This window comes from Streptomyces sp. NRRL S-646 (assembly GCF_000720765.1).
In the GTDB taxonomy this organism is placed as follows: Bacteria; Actinomycetota; Actinomycetes; order Streptomycetales; family Streptomycetaceae; genus Streptomyces.
Genome location: NZ_JODC01000007.1, coordinates 476,834 through 495,210, shown reverse-complemented (window position 1 = coordinate 495,210; position 18,377 = coordinate 476,834). Strand labels below are relative to the sequence as shown.

The window sequence follows — 18,377 nt, the reverse complement described above, 5'->3', positions numbered from 1 at the left end:
ATGCGTCAGCCGTACGCCGTTCAAGAGGGCGAGGACACCGCTTGGGCTGCCTGGGATCGGTTCGCATTCAGGTGAGAATCAGGTGTACCGCAGCTGTGCGACCGGTCATTCGCACCGCCAGGTGGATGGCGTTCGCTGCACTTCAGTACGCGTGGTGGGTCTGCCAGAAGGCCCAGGCCTGGCAGGGGCTGCCGTACTGGCTGTTCATGTAGTTCAGGCCCCACTTGATCTGGGTGGCGGGGTTGGTATGCCAGTCCGAGCCGGCGGACGCGTACTTGTAGCCGGGCAGCGCCTGCATGAGGCCGTAGGCGCCGGAGGAGGCGTTGAGGGCCTGCATGTTCCAGCCGGACTCGCGGTCCACTATGTTGCTGAAGCACTGGAACTGGCCGCTGGGCACGATCTGCCGGGCTATCGCCTGGATCTCGGCGACGGTGTACGAGCTCTTGGCCGGGACGACTGTGCTGCTGTGGCCGGCGGCCGTCTTGGCTTCGGTCTGCTCCTTTGCAGCTTTCTCCTTCTCCGCCGCAGCCTTCTGCGCGGCTTCCTTCTTCGCGACCGCGGTCTCGGCGGCAGCTTTGCGGGCCGCCTGCTCGGCGTCCTTCCTGGCGCTCGCGTCCGCCTGGACGGCCTGGGCGTCGGCCTGCTGCGTCAGGGACGCGGTCTGGACCTGGGCCTGCTGCCCCGCGGGTAGGTCCGCGAGCAGGGTCGAGTCGGCTGCCGTCGCTTCGGCGTCGTTCGTGTGCGTGGTGCCGGGCGAGGCAGCTCCGACGACGCTTCCGACAGCGGTGACCGCGGAGGCCGAAGCCACTGCCAGTCCCCGGACCGAAATCGGGCTCACACTTTTTCCTTCCGCTTCGTCCGCGACGCCATGCCGTGACGTGTACGGGCAACTCGCTTGCCGACTCCGGCAGTTCGAACACTCTGCCGTGCGGGGGCGGGTGGCGCAATGGTGAAGGAGGTGTGGATGCTCACAGCTGATGTCAGTGAAACCCCGGCCGGATGCGGCCAGTTGACGCGCCGGGGCTCCCCGCCGCAGCGGCGGGGAGCCCCGAAGACGGTGCGGCAGTTCGCTGTGGTTACCGGGACGCGAGTGCGTCCTGGGTGTCGTTGCGGCGGATGCGTTCGCGAACCAGGGAGATCGCGACCACCAGCGCGGCCACCAGCACGGACAGCAGAACCTGGATGCGTCCGCCGCCCTTGCTGTCGTCGGTGAGCATGTAGAGGAGGACGAAGGAGATCATCCCGATCGTGGCCCAGGTCAGGTACGGGAACAGCCACATGCGGACGACGAGCTTCTCGGGGGCCTCGCGCAGGATGATCCCCCGCATCCGCAGCTGTGAGAAGCAGATGACCAGCCAGACGAAGAGTGCGACCGCGCCGGAGGAGTTCAGCAGGAACTGGAAGACCGTGTCCGGCCACAGGTAGTTGAAGCCGACCGCGACAAAACCGAAGGCCACCGAGGCCAGGATCGCGGGCTGCGGCACGCCGCGGGAGTTCGTCCGTACGAAGGAGCGCGGGGCGTCGCCGCGCTGTCCGAGGGAGAACGCCATCCGGGAGGCGGTGTAGAGGCCGGAGTTGAGACAGGACAGCACGGCGGTCAGCACGATGAAGTTCATGATCTGGCCGGCGTGCGGGATGCCGATCGAGTCGAGGGTCGCCACGTACGAGCCCTTCTTGGCGATCGCGGGGTCGTTCCACGGCAGCAGCGAGACCACGACGAGGATGGAGCCGACGTAGAAGACACCGACCCGCCAGATCACGCTCCGGGTGGCCTTGGCGACCGCCTGCCGCGCGTTGGCGGACTCACCGGCGGCGAGGGTGACGATCTCGCTGCCCATGAAGGAGAAAACCACCAGCAGGATGCCGGTGAGGATCGCACCGGGGCCGTTCGGCAGGAAGCCTCCGTGTGCGGTGAGGTTGTCGAAGCCCGTTGCGGCATGGTCGGAGCCGGGCAGCACACCGAAGATCGCCAGGCTGCCGAGGACGATGAAGCCGGTGATGGCGACGACCTTGATGCCGGCGAACCAGAACTCGAACTCGCCGAACGAGCCGACCGAGGCGAGGTTCGTGATGGTGAGCACGACCATCACGATCAGCGCCCAGGCCCACTGTGGTACGGCAGGCACCCACCCCTCGAGGATCACGGCACCCGCGGTCGCCTCCACGGCGAGCACGACGACCCAGAAGAACCAGTACAGCCAGCCGATGGAGAACCCGGCCCAGCGGCCGAGCGCGCGGTCCGCGTAGGCGGAGAAGGAGCCGGAGCTCGGGTTCGCCGCGGCCATCTCGCCGAGCATCCGCATCACGAACACGACCAGCGCGCCGACCAGCGCATACGAGAGCAGGATTCCGGGTCCGGCGGCGGCGATGCCGGAGGCGGAGCCCACGAAGAGCCCGGCACCGATCACCCCGCCGATGGCGATCATCGACAGATGGCGGTTCTTGAGGCCGGGCCGCAGAGCTGTCTGCTCGGGAGTCTGACCACTGGTGGAAGGCGCGGTGGCAGGAGCCACAGAACCTGGGGGACGTGTAGTCATGTCGACATCCATTGAGTGGTGGGGAGGGCTGCGGGGGAGGGGTCCGCGCCGCGTTCCGTTCCCTTGCGGGAAGTGATCCGTTTCACTTGCGGAAATGGATTTGCGCAAGCGTATGGGCGGCCGCGGGAGGGCGGGTTTGTTCGCGGGGACGAAGTCGTTCTCAATGGCTGTACGGCCGGACAATGCGCAGGGTCGGCCTCAGGCGCCGGGCGGCAGCCGCAGCTGGAGCATGGCCAGCAGTCGCTGGTCGGGGCGGCTCAGGTCGAGACCGGTCAGTTCCTCGGCCCGGCGAATGCGGTAGCGCAACGTGTTGCGGTGCACATGCAGCTGCGCGGCAGCCGCCCGCACGTCACCGAAGCAGTTGAGGTAGGCCAGGAGGGACTCGGCGAGCTGCCCTTGGTGCCGGCTGTCGTGGGCGACCAGCGCGGTCAGCCGTGGGTCCCGTATTTCGGGGTGGGCGGCGAGCAGCGTCAGCATTTCGCTGATCAGGACTTCCGCCTGGATGTCCGGCAGTGCGGCGACCGCGGCGGCGACGCCGGCGCCCAGCATCGCGTCGAGGATGCGGTCGGCCTCGCGGCGCGAGTCGGGGGCCCGGCCGAGCCCGGACACCAGGCAGCCGATCGAGCCGCGCAGCGGCAGGCCCAGGTGGCGGCGGGCGGCATCGGTGATTTCCTGCGCCCAGCCGCGCAGGGTGTCCGTGTCGATGCTGCGGGGCAGCTGGGGCAGCAGCACGTAGATCCGGGGGTCGACCTGGGTGACCAGGGCGCTGCGGTGCCGGGCGGCGATCTGCACCGAGATGAGGTTGGTGACCTCGGTGTGGGTCAGCTCCGGGGCGGTGACCGCCTCGGCGGTCCCGTAGGAGAAGCCCAGGACGGCGGCCGGGCGGGTGGCGTCCAGGCCCAGGTGGGTGGCCAGCGGCTGCGGGCCGGTGCTGCCCTCCAGCAGTCCGGCCAGCAGGGTCCGGGTGAGGGTCAGGTCGTCGGAGAGTTCCCGGCGGCGGCGCACCAGGTGGTGCGCGGCGACCCGGGCGGCACCCAGCAGTGCCCGCTCCGAGTGCTCGGACAGCGGTGTCGAGCCCTCCTGCACCCAGATGGTGCCCAGCTGCCGTTCACCGGAGCGGATGGCCACCGCCAGCCGGCGCCGGATGCCCAGCTCCGGGTGGCTGTCGATACCGATCACCTTGTCGCTGGAGTGCAGATGCTGGAACACGCCCCACTCGCGCAGCTTCGCCAGATACGCCTCAGGGCCCTGCCAGCCGAGGATGGAGCGCCGCCGCAGGTCGTCGATCTCGTCGGAGTCGGTGGAGCGGGAGTAGGCCAGCACCCGGTTGGCGGCGTCCTCGATGCTGACGATGCCGCCGGTCAGCACGGCGGTCGTCTGGGCGAGCGAGAACAGGTCGCCCTCCTCGGCCCCTGCCTCGTACTCGCCCGGCGGTGCGTCGTCGAGAGAAGCGCGGGCCAGCGCGTTCACCTGCTCCCAGCGGGCCTCGCTGCGCAGCGAGAGCAGGGCGACCCCGGCCTCGGCGGCGGTCTCGCTGAGCGCGGCGGCCTGGCCGGCGCCGTCCAGTTTGACCACGACGGCGGCGGCTCCGTCGCGCCCGGCGGCCCGCAGCGCGGGAAAGGCGGCCCGGCCACGGGCACCGATGACGAGGACCAGCTCGCCGGGCTGTGCCGTCGGTGGGTCCTCGGGATCGAGCAGCGCCACGCCCTGGATCTCGACGTCCAGTCCGGCGGGAGCGGCCTGTACCTCGACCAGTGAGTCGCCCAGGGTCATCAGCATCTGGCGCAGGCTGACGCCGGCAGGGGGCGGGGAGACCGCGGCCGGATCCATGTTTGTCGCCTCTGCTGGGAGCCATGCCGAGCTCTGATGCTAACCGGCCCGGTCAGCAGGTCCGAAGCGCAGCATGAGCGACCGGGCTCACAGACGCGGGGAGCGGCGGACGGTCAGCACGGCGATGTCGTCGTGCCGGCGGTCGGCGTCGGTGAACGCGAGGGCGTCCTCGTGCAGGGCCCGGGGCAGTTCGGTGGGGGAGAGGCCGAGGTGCTTCGTCAGCCGCTCGTCGAGCGGGTAGAACGTGCCGTCGTCGGCGCGGGTCTCGGTGAGACCGTCGGTGGTCAGCAGCAGCGTCGAACCGGCCGGGAAGTCGAACCAGTCCACGGTCGTGGGTTCGGCGGCCAGTTCGGCGAGACCGAGCGGGACACCGGAGTCCAGCGGCGGTGTGGTGACGAGGCCCTCGTGCATCAACCGGGGAGGAATGTGCCCGCAGTTGACGACCTGCACCTCGCTGTCGGCGTCGACGCCGAGGATGAGCGCGGTGACGAACCGCTCGTCGTCGCCGGTCTGTTCGGCGTAGGAGTTGTGCCGCACGACCGCCGCGTCCAGGGCGTCGACGAGCGCGGTGAGCGTGGGTTCGCGGTGGGCCGCCTCACGGAACGCGCCGATGACGGCGAACGCGGCGCCCACGGCGGCCAGGCCCTTGCCCTGCACGTCGCCGATCAGCACCCGGGTGCCGAACGGCGAGTCGACGACGTCGTAGATGTCACCGCCGACGAGCCGGTCCTCCTGCACGGGCTCGTAGACGCCGTTGACCAGCACGTCCTCGGTGACCAGAGGCAGTGGGTGCAGGATGTGCCGCTGCATGGCCGCGGCGGTGGAACGCAGCCGCAGCATCTCGTGCTCGCGCCTGATGCGCCGATGACAGGCGTAGACGGAGGCCACGCCCAGCGCGAGGGTGAACAGCACCAGCAGCAGCCGGTCGAGCCAGTGGCCGCCGACCGGGGCCCGTACCACTGCAGTGGTGGTGACGACGAGCGAGGTCCAGGCGGCGACGAACCCCGTCTGTCGGACGGTGCACAGCGCCGACGCCGTCCCCGGCAGGAAGACCAGCAGCCCGAGCAGCCACACCTCGGACCCGGACAGCACCCCCAGGACCTCCACCAGAACCGTCACCGACACCACGCCGACGACCAGCTCGGCGTTGCTCGGGGGCTCGATGGCGTCGGAGACTTCGACGGGTCTCTTCGGGCGGCTACCGGTCATGGGAACTCCCGGGCAGATGGTGATCACCATCTACGTTATGGCAGGCCGAGGCGCGGGGCTGTATCGATATGCGGTTTCCCGCGCCCCGAAGGGGCGCGGGAAACCGCGCGACCAGCCACGACGGCGCCGCGGACGACAGACGACCTGTCGGGGTACCACCAGCGGAGCGCCTAGTCGACGTCGACCGGCCCGTCGTCCGACTTCTTCCCCGAGTGCAGCTGCAGCAGCCCGCTGCCGCCGGCGCCGCCGCTGCCCTCCTCGGGTCGGCGGCCGTCGGTGGCGTCCTGGCCGTTCAGGTTCTGCCGGACCGAGTCGAGGATGGTCAGGCCCTGGGAGACCAGGCCGGCGGCGATCTCGCCCAGGCCGTCCGCGCCGTTGAGGACGTTGACGTTGGCGCCGGCCAGGCCGCCCGCCGCCTCCTTCACGATCTGCGGGAGCTGGTCGATCAGCATCCGGTCGAGCGCGACCCGGTCGTACGACGCGGCCGCCTCGGCCTGGATCTTCATGCGCTGCGCGTCGGCGGCGGCGAGCACCCGGATCCGCTCGGCCTCGGCCTCGGCGGGCTTCACGATCTCGGCGACCAGCTGCTGCTGACGGAGCTTGGCCTGGCGCTGGGCCAGTTCGGTCTGCGCGGCGAGCACCTCCTGCTGTGCGTGCGCCTGGGCCAGCGGTCCGGCCTGGGAGGCCTGTGCCTGGGCGCGGTCCACCTCGGCGGAGTACTCCGCCTTCACGATGGCGGTCTGCCGGGCGTACTCGGCCTGCTTGCGGGCGGCCTCCTGCTCCGCCTCGACGGAGGCCTGGGTGGCCTGTGCCTGGGCGATCTGGGCCTGCCGCTGGATGGCCGCCTTGTGCGGGGCGGACATCGCGTCGATGTATCCGGCGTCGCCGTCGTCGATCGACTGGATCTGCAGCGAGTCCACGATCAGGCCGATCTTCGCCATCTCGGTCTTGGACGTGTCCAGGACCTCCGCGGCGAGCTTCTGCCGCTCGGTCACGATCTCCTCGACCGTCATCGAGCCGATGATCGCCCGCAGGTGACCGGCGAAGATACGGCCGGTCAGGACCGACATCTGGTCCTGGTCGGAGAGGAAGCGCTGGCCCGCGTTGATGATGCTCTCGTGGTCGTTGCCGACCTTGAACGCGATGACTGCACGGACGTGCAGGGCGATGCCCTGCCGGGTCACACAGGTCTCCGTGACCTCGGACTCGCACATCGACAGGGTCAGGAAGCGGGTCTTGCGGAAGAACGGGATCACGAACTTGCCGTGGCCCGTCACCACTCGGAACGGCGCGCCCCCCAGTCCCCGCCTGCCTCCCGAGATCAACATCGCCTCGTCGGGAGCGGGAACGCGGTATCCGAACATGTTTCTTTCTACTCCTCAGTCTGCGCCGACGGCGTCGCCGCCGAGCGCGTCCAATGGATCCACCCACTCGATGACGCCGACCTCACGACATCCGCGCGACTCGATCACGAGCACCGTCGCCCCCGTGGGCAGGGGATCTTCGGACCAGGCGAGGAAGGTCTCGGAACCGCCTCTGACCCGCACCAGGATTTCGCCGGGCCCCGCGGACCCGCGGGTTCCGACGAGCACCTTCCCCGTGCAGCCGATCACGGCTTCGTCCTGCGGCATCATGGCCGCTCTCCTATGTTCTGGCCCACGATTCAGACGATAGACCTACCTGGGTCGGGGACCCAACGGGCATGTCGGTTCGGCGCGCGCCGCAGGGACGCCTTCGTCCGCGGCCGGCGGGGAGTCCGGCCCCCGGAACCGATGGATTCCCTTTGCCGGAAAGGCCAGTTGCCTGCTTCCTGCCTCTGGCCCCGCAGACATACCGGGCGGTATACAGGCTGCGTCGCGTGTGATGCCGCGCCTCGGTGCGGCTCCGCGCGACGTCCGGGTCTCAGGGGGAGGAATCGCATGGCGGACGACACGCGTTCGGGCTCAGCGGCGAGACGCCGGAGGAGGGGGATCGCGGTGGGGGCGGCGCTCGGCGGCTGCGCCCTCGTCGCCGCGTCCACGACGCCTGCCGCGGCGTACGGCGGTGGACACGGCCGGGACACCCGCTATGTGTCGCTCGGGGACTCCTACACGGCGGGCCCCCTCATCCCGCAGCAGGTGGACGCCAACTGCGCCCGCTCCGACCACAATTACCCCTCGATCGTGGCGGCGGAGCGAAAGGTGACCGCGTTCAAGGACGTGAGCTGCAGCGGCGCGACGACCGACAACATGTGGAAGGCGCAGGGCACCAACGGGCCCCAGCTGGATGCGCTGAACCGCGGCACCGACCTGGTGACGGTCCAGATCGGCGGCAACGACGTCGGTTTCAGCTCCATCATCGGCACCTGCGCCCGCCTCAGCTCCCAGGATCCGACGGGAGACCCGTGCCGGCGCTACTACGCCTCGTCCGGCATCGACCAGCTCGCGGTCGCCGTCGCGCGCACGGCGCCGAAGATCGACGCGGTGCTGCGGGCCGTGCACGCCAGGGCGCCGCACGCCCGGGTGCTCGTCGTCGGCTACCCCGACCTGCTGCCCGACGACGGCAGCGGCTGCTACCCCTCGGTGCCGTTCGCGGCCAAGGACTTCGCCTATCTGCGGGACACCGGCAAGCGACTGAACCTGATGCTTCGGCTGGTCGCCGATTGGGACCGTGCGCAGTACGTCGACACCTACGGTGCCACGGTGGGTCACGACATGTGCAAGGCGCCCGACGTCCGCTGGATCGAACCGCTGCAGCCGGCCTCGCCCGCCGCGCCCGCGCACCCCAACGCCAAGGGTGAGGAAGCGATGGCGCGTGCCGTTCTCGAACGTCTGGACAAGGGGCGCGGCCGCGGCTGAGCGCCAGGGCGCCCAGGTTCGGCCCCATTGGTGTGACGTGGGGTACGGGAATGAATGAAAGGTGCTGAACGGGCAACGTTCCCCTTCATGCCCCGCTTCATGCACAGCACGAACTGTCCCCTGCAGGTGATTCGATGACGACGGCGACCAGGGCGCCCCGGACGCCGTCAGCCACCGCGACCACAACCACCACCAGGAGTTCCCCGTCCGCGCCGGCGCCCTCGCTGCCGTCCCTCACCGGTCTGCGATGGATGGCCGCACTGCTGGTCTTCGGGCTGCACGTGCACAACTTCCACTATTTCGACGGCACCGCCGGCTCCCTCGTCACCTGGGCGTTCGGGGCCGGCGCGACGGGGGTGTCGTTCTTCTTCGTGCTGTCCGGGTTCGTCCTGACCTGGTCGGCCCGGCCGGGCGACCGCGCGCCTGCCTTCTGGCGCCGCCGCATCGCCCGCATCCTGCCGGTGCATCTGGTCACCGCCGCGATCGCGCTGCTCATGGCGTACACGCTGGCCCACCAGTCCAAGCCGACCCTGAGCCAGGGGCTGGCCAACGTCCTGCTGGTGCATTCCTGGTGGCGGCCCTGGTGGCAGACGCTGGACCCGGTCAGCTGGTCACTGGCCTGCGAGGCCTTCTTCTACGCCGTCTTCCCGCTGCTGGCGCTGCTCCTGCGCCGTCTCGGCGCCCGCGGCGCGGCCGCGCTGGCCGGGGCGTCGGTGCTGGCGGTGCTGGGGCTGGCGTGGGTGGACGCGCACCGCTGGCTGGGCCAGCAGATCTACTCCTTCCCCGCCGCGCGGCTGCCCGAGTTCGTCCTCGGTGTCGCCGTCGCCCGGCTGGTGCTGCTCGACCGGTGGCGCGGACCCGGCCTGGAAGCCTCGCTCGCCCTCGCGATCATCGGCTACTTCCTCGTCCCGCACGTCCCACACATCACCGACGGCTACCCGGCCACCGTCTGCACCGTCATCGGCTTCGCCCTGCTCATCGCGGCGGCGGCCGTCGCCGACCTGCACGGTCTGCCCTCGATGTGGCGCCACCGGCGACTGGTACGGCTGGGGGAGCTCTCCTTCGCCTTCTACATGGTCCACCTGCTCGTGCTGCGGGCCGGGACCAACGTGCTGGGCACGAAGCCTCTCTTCGGCCCGACGGCGGGGCTGGCCGTCACAGCCGTCGCGTTCGCCGTGTCCCTCGGTCTGTCCTGGGTCCTGTACGAGGCGGTGGAGCGCCCCGCAAGACGCCTGCTGCTGCGACGCCGTCCCTCCGCCGAGCCCCGGGCCGTCGTGCGGCAGCCGGACGGCCAGGAAGCCTAGGACGTACTGTCGCGCAGGCCCAGCCGCAGATGTTCCACGTGGTAGAGGGCCTGCTCGAGCAGTTCGGCGACGTGGTTGTCGTAGAGCGCGTAGATGACCGAGCGGCCGCGGCGCTCGCCGGTGACCAGGCCGAGGTTGCGCAGCAGGCGCAACTGGTGGCTGCAGGCGGACTGTTCCATGCCCACGGCGTCGGCGAGTTCGGTCGCCGCGCATGGGCCCTCCTGCAGGTGGGCCAGGATGCGCAGCCGGGACGGGGTCGCCAGGGCCTGGAGGGTGGCGGCCACATCGGCGGCACCCACTGTCTCCAGGCGCTCGCGTGCCGTTGCGGCGGTGGTGGTGTCAGCTCCGTGGCCCATGCCGCTCATCCTACGGAGGGTGAGCGGTCGTAGCCCCCTACCCATGTACTCATGAAGAAATGAATGGGTCTTCATGTGTTCCTGTATGGTCGGAGCATGACCTCCACGCTCACTGCGCCGCAGGCCGCCCCGGTCACATCCGCGCCTGCGCCCCGGCGACGCACCCGGATGCTCGCGCTGCCCGAGGTGCGCTGGGCCGTCGCGGCCACCGTCTGTTTCCTGCTCGCTCTGCCGCTGCAGCTGAGCGGCGCGCCGGCCTGGACCTGGGGGCTGTTGTACGCGGCGGCGTACGTCACCGGCGGATGGGAGCCGGGCCGGGAAGGACTCAAGGCGCTCCGCAACAAGACTCTCGACGTCGACCTGCTGATGGTCGTCGCCGCACTCGGCGCGGCCGCCATCGGGCAGGTCATGGACGGCGCCCTGCTGATCGTCATCTTCGCGACCTCGGGCGCACTGGAGGCACTGGCCACGGCCCGGACCGCCGACTCGGTGCGCGGTCTGCTGGACCTGGCACCGGCCACGGCGACCCGGACCGCCCCGGACGGCTCCGAACGGGCCGTATCCGTCGAGGAGTTGGCGGTCGGGGACACGATTCTCGTACGGCCCGGTGAGCGGGTCGGCGCCGACGGCCGCGTACTGGACGGGGCGAGCGAGGTCGACCAGGCGACCATCACAGGTGAACCGCTCCCCGTCCTCAAGGAGCCCGGCGACGAGGTGTTCGCGGGGACCGTCAACGGCACGGGCGCGCTGCGCGTCCGCGTCGAACGCGACGCCTCCGACTCGGTGTTGGCGCGGATCGTCCGTATGGTCGAGGAGGCGTCCGGGACCAAGGCGCCCACCCAGCTGTTCATCGAGAAGGTGGAACAGCGCTACTCACTCGGCATGGTGGCGGCGACCCTCGCCGTCTTCCTCGTGCCGCTCGCCTTCGGCGCCGAGCTCACCGGGGCGCTGCTGCGGGCCATGACCTTCATGATCGTGGCCTCGCCGTGCGCGGTGGTCCTGGCCACCATGCCGCCCCTGCTGTCGGCCATCGCCAACGCCGGACGGCACGGGGTGCTGGTCAAGTCGGCGGTGGTGATGGAGCGCCTCGGCCAGGTCGACACCGTCGCGCTGGACAAGACCGGCACGCTGACCGAGGGCGTGCCGCGGGTGGCCGACATACGGTCGTTGCCCGGATCCGGCATGGGGGAGCGGGAGTTGCTGGCACTGGCCGCGGCGGCCGAGCACCCCAGCGAGCATCCGTTGGCGCGGGCCGTCGTGGAGGCGGCGCGCGAGCGGGGACTTCCCCTGCCACCTGCGCAGGACTTCGCCTCGACGCCCGGCGTGGGAGTGACGGCGAGGGTCGACGGGTGGCGGGTCACGGTCGGCGCACCGGCGAGGCTCCTCAGCGGCGCGACCGACGCCGTGGCGGCGCACGCCGCGGTCCATGCGGCCGACCTGGAGGAGTCCGGCCGTACCGCTGTCCTCGTCGTGGTCGACGGCGCGCCCGTCGGACTCCTGGGCCTCGCCGACCGGTTGCGCCCGGACGCCGCCGCCACGGTCGCCTCCCTCACGCACCTCACCGGAACCGCCCCGACCCTGCTGACCGGCGACAACCCTCGCGCGGCCGCGCACCTGGCCGCCGAGGTCGGCATCGAGGACGTCCAGGCGGGACTGCTGCCGCAGCACAAGGTGAGCGCAGTGACGGAACTGGAGCGCGCGGGACGCAAGGTGCTGGTCGTCGGGGACGGCGTCAACGACGCCCCGGCCCTCGCGGCCGCCCACACCGGTGTCGCCATGGGCCGGGCGGGATCAGACCTGGCGCTGGAGACCGCGGACGCGGTGATCGTCCGCGACGAACTCGCCACCGTGCCCGCAGTGATCGCCCTCTCCCGCCGGGCCCGGCGCCTGGTCGTGCAGAACCTGGTGATCGCCGGGGTCTTCATCGCGGGCCTCGTCGTCTGGGACCTCGCCGGCACCCTGCCGCTGCCACTCGGGGTCGCCGGCCACGAGGGCTCCACCGTCCTCGTCGGCCTCAACGGGCTGCGGCTGCTGGGGGAGGGTGCTTGGCGGCGGGCGGTCGCTGAAGGCGGCTGACGTCCGCGGTCGAAAACCAGTGGATCAGTGCCACTGTGCCGCCCTAACGTGCTGCCGAACCAAGTCGCCCAGGCAAGGACGTGCCGTTGTACACCGTGTGAGACCCCCCGAGAGCTGATCTGTCGCGCGTCGCGCATCTGCGCCGCGCTGCTTCTTGCTGCGGACTTCTCACTGAAACCGGTGTACTTCTGTGCTCAACACCTGGGTGGTCATGCCCACCTGCCTGCCGACCGTTCTCCGCCGTTGCCCCGCGTGTACGTCCGAGCGTTTCCGGGCCAACGGCAAGTTTCGGGTCAACGCAAACCACAAGCTCCTCGACGCGTGGCTCCTCGTGCTCTGTACACGTTGCGGGGACACGGCGAAGCTCACGGTCCTGGAACGGATGAACGTCCGCTCCATACGACCTGAGCTGCTGGACCGGATGCATGCCAACGACCTCGACCTGGCAGCTGAGTTGCTCCAGGATCCGGTCCTGCAGCGCCGTAATCGCACAGCCCTCGACTGGGACGACGCCTGGCGCCTCGACACCGGCGGATCGGATCACCTGGACCGCGAGGTGATCGACGTATCCGTCCGCTTCGCGGCGCGGATTCCTGTCCGGCCGGTGCGTCTGATCGCTGACGGTTGTGGTCTCCCGCGGGCCGAGGTCGAGCGACTGATCACGGACGGGAAGCTCGTCTCGGCAGTCCGGCTGAGCGGCAGGCTCTCCGGCGACTTCACCTTCACGCTCAAGCGCTGAGTCCGTCTGGGCACACTGGCCTGTCCGGCAAGACCCGCCGGACAGGCCCTCAGGCCTGCAGTCGCGCCGCCGGCCCCGGCGTCACGGTGACCTCCCTCGGGGAGAGCTCGGTGTGCTCGTCGGGGCACTCGACCACGACCCGCACCGGCGCGCCGCAGTCGCGGTGCCGGATCTCCAGGACCGGGCCCTCGGGATCCCCGACGTACGCCTCGCCCCACTGCCGCAGTGCCACCATGACCGGCCACAGATCGCGGCCCTTGGGCGTGAGGCGGTACTCGTAGCGCGTCCGGCTGCCCTGCTCCTGGTAAGGGACCGTCCGCAGGATCTCGGCCGCGACCAGCTTGCGCAGGCGGTCGGAGAGGACCGCTTCCGACAGCCCCACATGGCGGCGGAAGTCGTCGAAACGGCGCACCCCGTTGAAGGCGTCACGCAGGAGCAGCAGCGACCACTTCTCGCCGATCAGATTGAGGCTGCGCTGGATCGGGCAGTTCTCGGTGCTCATCTCGAGCCACTTCATACCGCCATCGTAGCCACCTGGCTTCTGCATTGACAGTCAGCTGACCGCAGAGCTAGCTTCGAGAAACATAGTCAGTGGGTCAGCGAGGAGACGCAGCCGCATGGAACGCTCTCGTACGTACGACTGGGACGACCCCGCGATCTCGGCGGGCGCCGTCGGGCAGGGCTCCGGCCTGCACTTCCTCCGCGAGATCCTCGCCGGCCGGCTGCCCGCGCCGCCGATCGCCGCCACGCTGGGCATGTCGATCGAAGAGGTCGACCACGGCCACGCGGTGTTCTCCCTGGAGCCCGGTGAGGAGCACTACAACCCCATCGGCAGCGTCCACGGCGGCATCTACGCCACGATGCTCGACTCGGCGGCCGGCTGCGCCGTCCAGTCCACCCTGCCGCCGGGCATGGGATACACCTCGCTCGACCTGACCGTGAAGTTCCTGCGCCCGATCACCGCCGACACGGGCAAGGTCCGCGCCGTCGGCAGCGTCATCAACGGCGGCCGGCGCACCGCACTCGCCGAGGCACAGCTCTTCGACTCGGCGGACCGCCTGCTCGCGCACGCCACCAGCAGCTGCATGCTCTTCCCGGTGCCGGGCGCCTGAGGTCCAACTCCCGTACCTCTCAGCCCTGGTGCTGCCGGTCGTCCATGCCGGCCATCAGGGCCTGGTGGCTGCGGCGGACGTGCTCGCGCATCACGCGCTCCGCCCCGTCGCCGTCCTTGGCCAGGATCAGGTCGAGGACGCGGTGGTGCTCGTGGTCGGACTTGCTGAGCCGGCCCGGCTGGGAGAGCGACGTCTGGACCAGGCGGGCGTAGGCCGGCTGGTTCATGAGCGTGCGGTGGTGCGCCTCCAGCTTGGTGCTGTCTGCGCCGGTGACCAGCAGGTCGTGGAACTCGTGCACCAGCGGCGCGTACCGCTCGGCATCTCCCTCGCGCACGGCCTCGTCGGGCTCGCGCATGTTCTCGGCCAGGCGCTCCACCTCGGGCACATTGCCCCGGAAGGCCGGCAGTCGCGCCGCGGCACCCTCCAGCAGTTCCTTCATCTGGAACAACTCGGTGATCTCCCGCCGCGACGCCACGGCGACGAAGGTGCCGACCCGGGGCCGCACCTCCACCAGCCCCTCGACCTGCAGCTGCTTCAGCGCCTCGCGGATCGAGGTGCGGCTGACGCCGAACGTCTCCGACAACGCGTCTCGACGACTACCCTGACTGCCGCGACCCGGCCGGCAGCTCCAACCGGGACGAGGAGCTCCACGTCCCGCCCGGACCCCGTCGAGGCCGGTCACCGGCCGACGAACCACCTCCGTGTGATGACCAAGGAGGCCCAGACCCTCGCCCGTGCCTGCGGCTGGGTCCACCTGTTGCATCTCGAGCCCGAGGACCTGGTTGCCCTTACCATCGAATCCGCTGCCATGGCCCGCGTCCCGCTCGCGGGCACGAACTGGATCTCCGGGGAGGGTCCGTGATCGCCGTCGTAGGTGCCGGGCTGATGGGCGCGGCCACCGCCTGGGAGCTCGCCCGGCGCGGCCACGAGGTCACGCTGATCGAGGCGTACGACATCGGCCACCGGCACGGCAGCTCGCACGGCAGCTCACGGATCGTCCGACGGGCGTACGCCGACCCCTTCTACGTACAGCTGACCGGGCAGGCGTACGAGAAGTGGCGGGAACTGGAGAACGACAGCTCAACTCCCTTGCTGCGCAGGACCGGTGGCCTCGACATGGGGGAGGAGCGCGACCCGAAGGCGATCGCCGAGCTCCTCTCCGCGGCCGGCGTGCCCCATGAACTCCTCGGCCCGGAGGAAGCCTCGGAGCGCTGGCCTTACATCCGCATCACGGGCCCCGTGCTCCACCACCCGGACGCGGGCGTCGTCGACGCCGACCAGACGGTGGCGGCCTGTGTCCGGCAGGCGATCGAGCACGGTGCGGAAGCGATCATCGGCACACGTGTCACGGGCCTCGACGTCCAGGGCGGCGAGCGAGTCCTGCTGCGCACCGACGACGGGCGCGAGGTCCGCGCGGACACCGTGGTGATCGCCGCCGGTGCCTGGCTGCCCGAGCTCGAACTTCCCGTTCCGCTACCGCCGTTGGAGGTCACCCAGCAGCAGGTCTTCCACTTCCCGCAGCGGGATCCGTCCGTGCAGTGGCCGACCCTGATCTGGGACGGCGAGCTGCACCTCTACGGCCTGCCGTCGGGAAGCGACGGCGGCCCGCTGCCCACGTTCAAGGTCGCCGAACACGACCGCGGCACGCCCACCACCGCCCGCACCCGCAGCGGGATCGTCGATGCGTCGTCTCGGACGCGGGTCAGCGGCTTCGTCCGCGACCGTCTCCCGGGCCTCGACCCCGACCCGGTCGCCGAGGCCACCTGCCTCTACACCACCACTCCCGACGAGGACTTCGTCCTCGACCGTCACGGCCCCTTCGTCATCGTCTCCCCGTGCTCCGGACACGGCGCGAAGTTCACCCCGCTCATCGGCGCGATGGCCGCCGACCTTGCGACCGGCCGCGCCGAGGCCCATCCACGCTTCCGGCTGGGGCGCACGGCATAGACGCGCCGACGGCCGAGCACGCCACCCGGCAGAGGAATCCGACCATTCCGACGACAAGGCCCTGGAGCGCATCTTCGCAGTCCGGACAAGGCGAGGTCGCGGGCGCGATCACATCTCCGTGACCGGCAAGAGCGACAGCCCCGACGACATCACAGTCCTGTATACCGGCCCGGTCACCCGCAGCCGCCCCGACGGCATGCGGCAGTTGCGAGGCCTACTCGTTCGCGCCCGGCCGGGAGGCTTGCAGCGGCAGCGGCAGGAACTGCCCGCAGCGCACGATCAGCCTTCCCCCGAACACCACGTATTTCGTGCACGAGCCCAAGAAGGACACCACGGCCACCCCCGGCTCCGACACCGCCAAGCCGAGCTGAGGCCGGGGCCACCCGGAGTGCGCCGAAACGGCACAGTCGCTGGGGTCCCTCACTGGGCTGGATGCGAGGCTGTCAGGGCGGGGCCCATTAGGCTCCCGCGCATGAGTGACGATGGCAGAGACACCCCCGCGAGACGGGTTGTCGACGGACGGTTCGAGCTGGTGGCACGGCTCGGTGGCGGCGGCATGGGCATGGTCTGGCGGGCCACCGACCTGATGCTGCACCGCAGTGTGGCCATCAAGGAGGTACGGCCGTCCGACCCCGGCCTCGCCGAGTACGACCCGGAGGCCGCACGGCTGCTGCGGGAGCGGGTGCTGCGGGAGGCCCGTGCACTGGCCCGGGTCGACCATCCCAACGTGGTGACGATCCATCACATCGTCGACGGTGGCCCCGGGACCTACCCGTGGATCGTCATGGAACTTGTGACCGGCGGCTCCCTGGCCGACCGTCTCGCCCTCGGCCCGATGGATCCGATCGAGGCGGCACGCATCGGCCTCGAGGTGCTGGTCGCGCTGAGGGCCGCCCACGAGGCCGGCATCGAACACCGCGACGTGAAACCGGCCAACGTCCTGATGCGCCCCGACGGCCGCCCGGTTCTCACCGACTTCGGCATCGCCGCCATCCGCGACGCCACCGCCCTCACCGCCACCGGCTCGGTCATCGGCACCCCCGACTACATGGCACCCGAGCGTGTCTCCGGCAAGGACGGCGGCGCGGCCTCGGACCTCTGGTCGCTCGCGATGATGCTGTACGTCGCCGTCGAGGGCCACCATCCACTGCGCCGGGGTACGACCCTTGCGACCCTCGCCGCGGTCCTCACCGACGACATACCGCCGCCGGTCAAGGCCGGTCCCCTCACGGACCTCCTCGCCCGCGTCCTCGTCCGCGATCCCCAGGCCCGCCCCGACGCCAGGCAACTGGAACGGATGCTGGCCGACGCGGCCCGGCGCACTCAGACCGAGACCCCGACGTCCTTCCCCCTGCAACCCCCGGCCGTCCCACCGTGGGGCACCTCGCCGCAGGACGCCCCACCGCAGTACGCCCCGCCGACGACCCCGGTGCCTGCCCGTCGCCGCCGCTGGACGCTGCTCGTGCTGCCCACCGTCGGAGTTGCCCTCGCCGGCGTACTCGTGTGGACCCTGCTGCCGGGGTCGGGCAGGCATGCGTCCGGGGCCACGGGCTCCGGCACCCACGGCTCCCAGTCCGCGGGCTCCGGCACCACGACATCGCCCTCGGCCGGATCCACCGCCTCCCCCACGGCCGAGGAACAGACCCCCACGACCGACCTGCTGACCCCGCAGGGCATCCGCACCGCGATCGCGGCCATCGAGAAGGAGACCGGCCGGGACCGCTTCGGCGACCTGACGGTTTACCCGGAGCACGTCTCGGCCAGGGTGATGGTGAAGGGCAGCGAGACCGCGTACGACGAGTACACATACAGCCCCGGCCAAGGCGTACAGAAGGACATCATCAAAGGCACACTGTCCAGCGAAGGGACGCCCGTCCGCCTGGACGGCTTCGACTGGGACAAGGTCCCCTCACTGCTGGTCCAGGCCAAGAGGAAACTCAAGGTGCCCAAGGCGAACACCCGCTACCTGTTGCTGGACCTCCCCGGCAACGCCTTCGGCTTTCCCACCGGGATGAGGATCTACCTCAGTAACGACTACGGCCAGACGGGCTATCTGGTGGCGAACACGAAGGGCAAGATCAACAGAGTGATGCCGGCCGACAGCTGATCCTCCACGGCATCCGGCGCACAGGCTCTTCCCGGGTTGAGAATCCCGTACGGATCGAAGGCCTCCGTGATCCGCCGCTGAAGGGCACGCGCCTCGGGCCCCAACTCGTCGGCGCTGCCGTTTGAGCAGGCCGGCGCGGCCAGGTCGAGAAAGGCCGCGTCGACGTCCACCTGCACGCGGAGAGCGCCTACGACCTCACGCATCCGCCGGTCGCAGAGCCGGAACCGGCGGCCGCCGTCACCTCCGCATAGGGAAGTCCCCCCTCCGCCCCCCACCCATTGCGGCCCCGTCCAGGACGTCCGAGTCTGGGAACAATGCCGGGC

Annotated in this window: 18 protein-coding genes; 8 read left to right on the top strand and 10 right to left on the bottom strand. The window is 70.5% G+C overall.

Features of this window, described 5'->3' with window-relative positions; genetic code table 11:
- Positions 1-142: 142 nt before the first annotated feature.
- From IH68_RS0117690 to IH68_RS0117665, 6 genes are all read right to left on the bottom strand, one after another.
- Positions 143-838, bottom strand: coding sequence for a transglycosylase SLT domain-containing protein (locus tag IH68_RS0117690; protein WP_030936086.1), 696 nt, complete (start codon positions 836-838; stop codon positions 143-145).
- Positions 839-1,076: 238 nt separating this feature from the next.
- Positions 1,077-2,537, bottom strand: coding sequence for an amino acid permease (locus IH68_RS0117685; protein WP_030936084.1), 1,461 nt, complete (start codon positions 2,535-2,537; stop codon positions 1,077-1,079).
- Positions 2,538-2,735: 198 nt separating this feature from the next.
- Positions 2,736-4,367, bottom strand: coding sequence for a PucR family transcriptional regulator (locus tag IH68_RS0117680; RefSeq protein ID WP_051833524.1), 1,632 nt, complete (start codon positions 4,365-4,367; stop codon positions 2,736-2,738).
- 87 nt (positions 4,368-4,454) lie between these two features.
- Positions 4,455-5,576, bottom strand: coding sequence for a PP2C family protein-serine/threonine phosphatase (locus IH68_RS0117675; protein ID WP_030936077.1), 1,122 nt, complete (start codon positions 5,574-5,576; stop codon positions 4,455-4,457).
- Between the two features lie 170 nt (positions 5,577-5,746).
- The gene (locus IH68_RS0117670) at positions 5,747-6,940 is read right to left on the bottom strand and encodes a flotillin family protein (RefSeq protein ID WP_030936075.1); all 1,194 of its coding nucleotides are present in this window, start codon (positions 6,938-6,940) and stop codon (positions 5,747-5,749) included.
- A 15-nt stretch (positions 6,941-6,955) separates the two neighbouring features.
- Positions 6,956-7,207: a hypothetical protein gene (locus tag IH68_RS0117665; RefSeq protein WP_030936072.1), complete on the bottom strand. Its 252-nt coding sequence runs from the start codon at positions 7,205-7,207 to the stop codon at positions 6,956-6,958.
- A gap of 288 nt (positions 7,208-7,495) precedes the next feature.
- Between IH68_RS0117665 and IH68_RS0117660 the strand changes: the two genes are divergently transcribed.
- Complete coding sequence (locus tag IH68_RS0117660; RefSeq protein WP_030936067.1) at positions 7,496-8,413, top strand: SGNH/GDSL hydrolase family protein; 918 nt, start codon at positions 7,496-7,498, stop codon at positions 8,411-8,413.
- A 134-nt stretch (positions 8,414-8,547) separates the two neighbouring features.
- On the top strand, positions 8,548-9,717 hold the full coding sequence (locus IH68_RS0117655; RefSeq protein WP_030936066.1) for an acyltransferase family protein: 1,170 nt from the start codon (positions 8,548-8,550) through the stop codon (positions 9,715-9,717).
- On the opposite strand, the gene IH68_RS0117650 is transcribed toward IH68_RS0117655, so the two are convergent.
- On the bottom strand, positions 9,714-10,073 hold the full coding sequence (locus tag IH68_RS0117650) for an ArsR/SmtB family transcription factor (RefSeq protein ID WP_030936065.1): 360 nt from the start codon (positions 10,071-10,073) through the stop codon (positions 9,714-9,716). The two genes, IH68_RS0117655 and IH68_RS0117650, sit on opposite strands and share 4 nt — an antisense overlap.
- A 96-nt stretch (positions 10,074-10,169) precedes the next feature.
- Here IH68_RS0117650 and IH68_RS0117645 point away from each other — a divergent pair, with 96 nt between their 5' ends.
- Together IH68_RS0117645 and IH68_RS0117640 are read left to right on the top strand one after the other, a co-directional pair.
- Positions 10,170-12,149 (top strand): heavy metal translocating P-type ATPase, encoded by a 1,980-nt coding sequence (locus IH68_RS0117645; protein ID WP_030936063.1) that lies wholly within the window; start codon positions 10,170-10,172, stop codon positions 12,147-12,149.
- A 190-nt stretch (positions 12,150-12,339) separates the two neighbouring features.
- Positions 12,340-12,888 carry a DUF1062 domain-containing protein gene (locus tag IH68_RS0117640; RefSeq protein WP_030936060.1) on the top strand — a complete coding sequence of 183 codons (549 nt, stop codon included), beginning with the start codon at positions 12,340-12,342 and terminating at the stop codon, positions 12,886-12,888.
- A gap of 49 nt (positions 12,889-12,937) precedes the next feature.
- On the opposite strand, the gene IH68_RS0117635 is transcribed toward IH68_RS0117640, so the two are convergent.
- On the bottom strand, positions 12,938-13,405 hold the full coding sequence (locus tag IH68_RS0117635; RefSeq protein ID WP_030936057.1) for a winged helix-turn-helix transcriptional regulator: 468 nt from the start codon (positions 13,403-13,405) through the stop codon (positions 12,938-12,940).
- A 100-nt stretch (positions 13,406-13,505) separates the two neighbouring features.
- Here IH68_RS0117635 and IH68_RS0117630 point away from each other — a divergent pair, with 100 nt between their 5' ends.
- Positions 13,506-14,000, top strand: a complete 495-nt coding sequence (locus IH68_RS0117630) for a PaaI family thioesterase (protein ID WP_030936055.1) — start codon at positions 13,506-13,508, stop codon at positions 13,998-14,000.
- 19 nt (positions 14,001-14,019) lie between these two features.
- Here the strand turns inward: IH68_RS0117630 and IH68_RS0117625 are convergent, their stop codons facing one another.
- Positions 14,020-14,583 (bottom strand): GntR family transcriptional regulator, encoded by a 564-nt coding sequence (locus tag IH68_RS0117625; protein ID WP_037884896.1) that lies wholly within the window; start codon positions 14,581-14,583, stop codon positions 14,020-14,022.
- 123 nt (positions 14,584-14,706) lie between these two features.
- Here IH68_RS0117625 and IH68_RS58040 point away from each other — a divergent pair, with 123 nt between their 5' ends.
- The 3 genes from IH68_RS58040 to IH68_RS0117600 all read left to right on the top strand — a co-directional run bounded on the left by IH68_RS58040 (position 14,707) and on the right by IH68_RS0117600 (position 18,054).
- A complete protein-coding gene (locus IH68_RS58040; RefSeq protein ID WP_234341406.1) occupies positions 14,707-14,862 on the top strand; it encodes a hypothetical protein in 156 nt (51 codons plus the stop codon).
- On the top strand, positions 14,859-15,947 hold the full coding sequence (locus tag IH68_RS0117615) for an FAD-dependent oxidoreductase (protein WP_030936050.1): 1,089 nt from the start codon (positions 14,859-14,861) through the stop codon (positions 15,945-15,947). Before IH68_RS58040 ends, IH68_RS0117615 begins: the two co-directional genes overlap by 4 nt.
- A 472-nt stretch (positions 15,948-16,419) precedes the next feature.
- On the top strand, positions 16,420-18,054 hold the full coding sequence (locus tag IH68_RS0117600) for a serine/threonine-protein kinase (protein ID WP_030936046.1): 1,635 nt from the start codon (positions 16,420-16,422) through the stop codon (positions 18,052-18,054).
- Here the strand turns inward: IH68_RS0117600 and IH68_RS57135 are convergent.
- Positions 17,997-18,230 (bottom strand): FAD-linked oxidase C-terminal domain-containing protein, encoded by a 234-nt coding sequence (locus IH68_RS57135; protein ID WP_199931898.1) that lies wholly within the window; start codon positions 18,228-18,230, stop codon positions 17,997-17,999. The two genes, IH68_RS0117600 and IH68_RS57135, sit on opposite strands and share 58 nt — an antisense overlap.
- Positions 18,231-18,377: the final 147 nt, after the last annotated feature.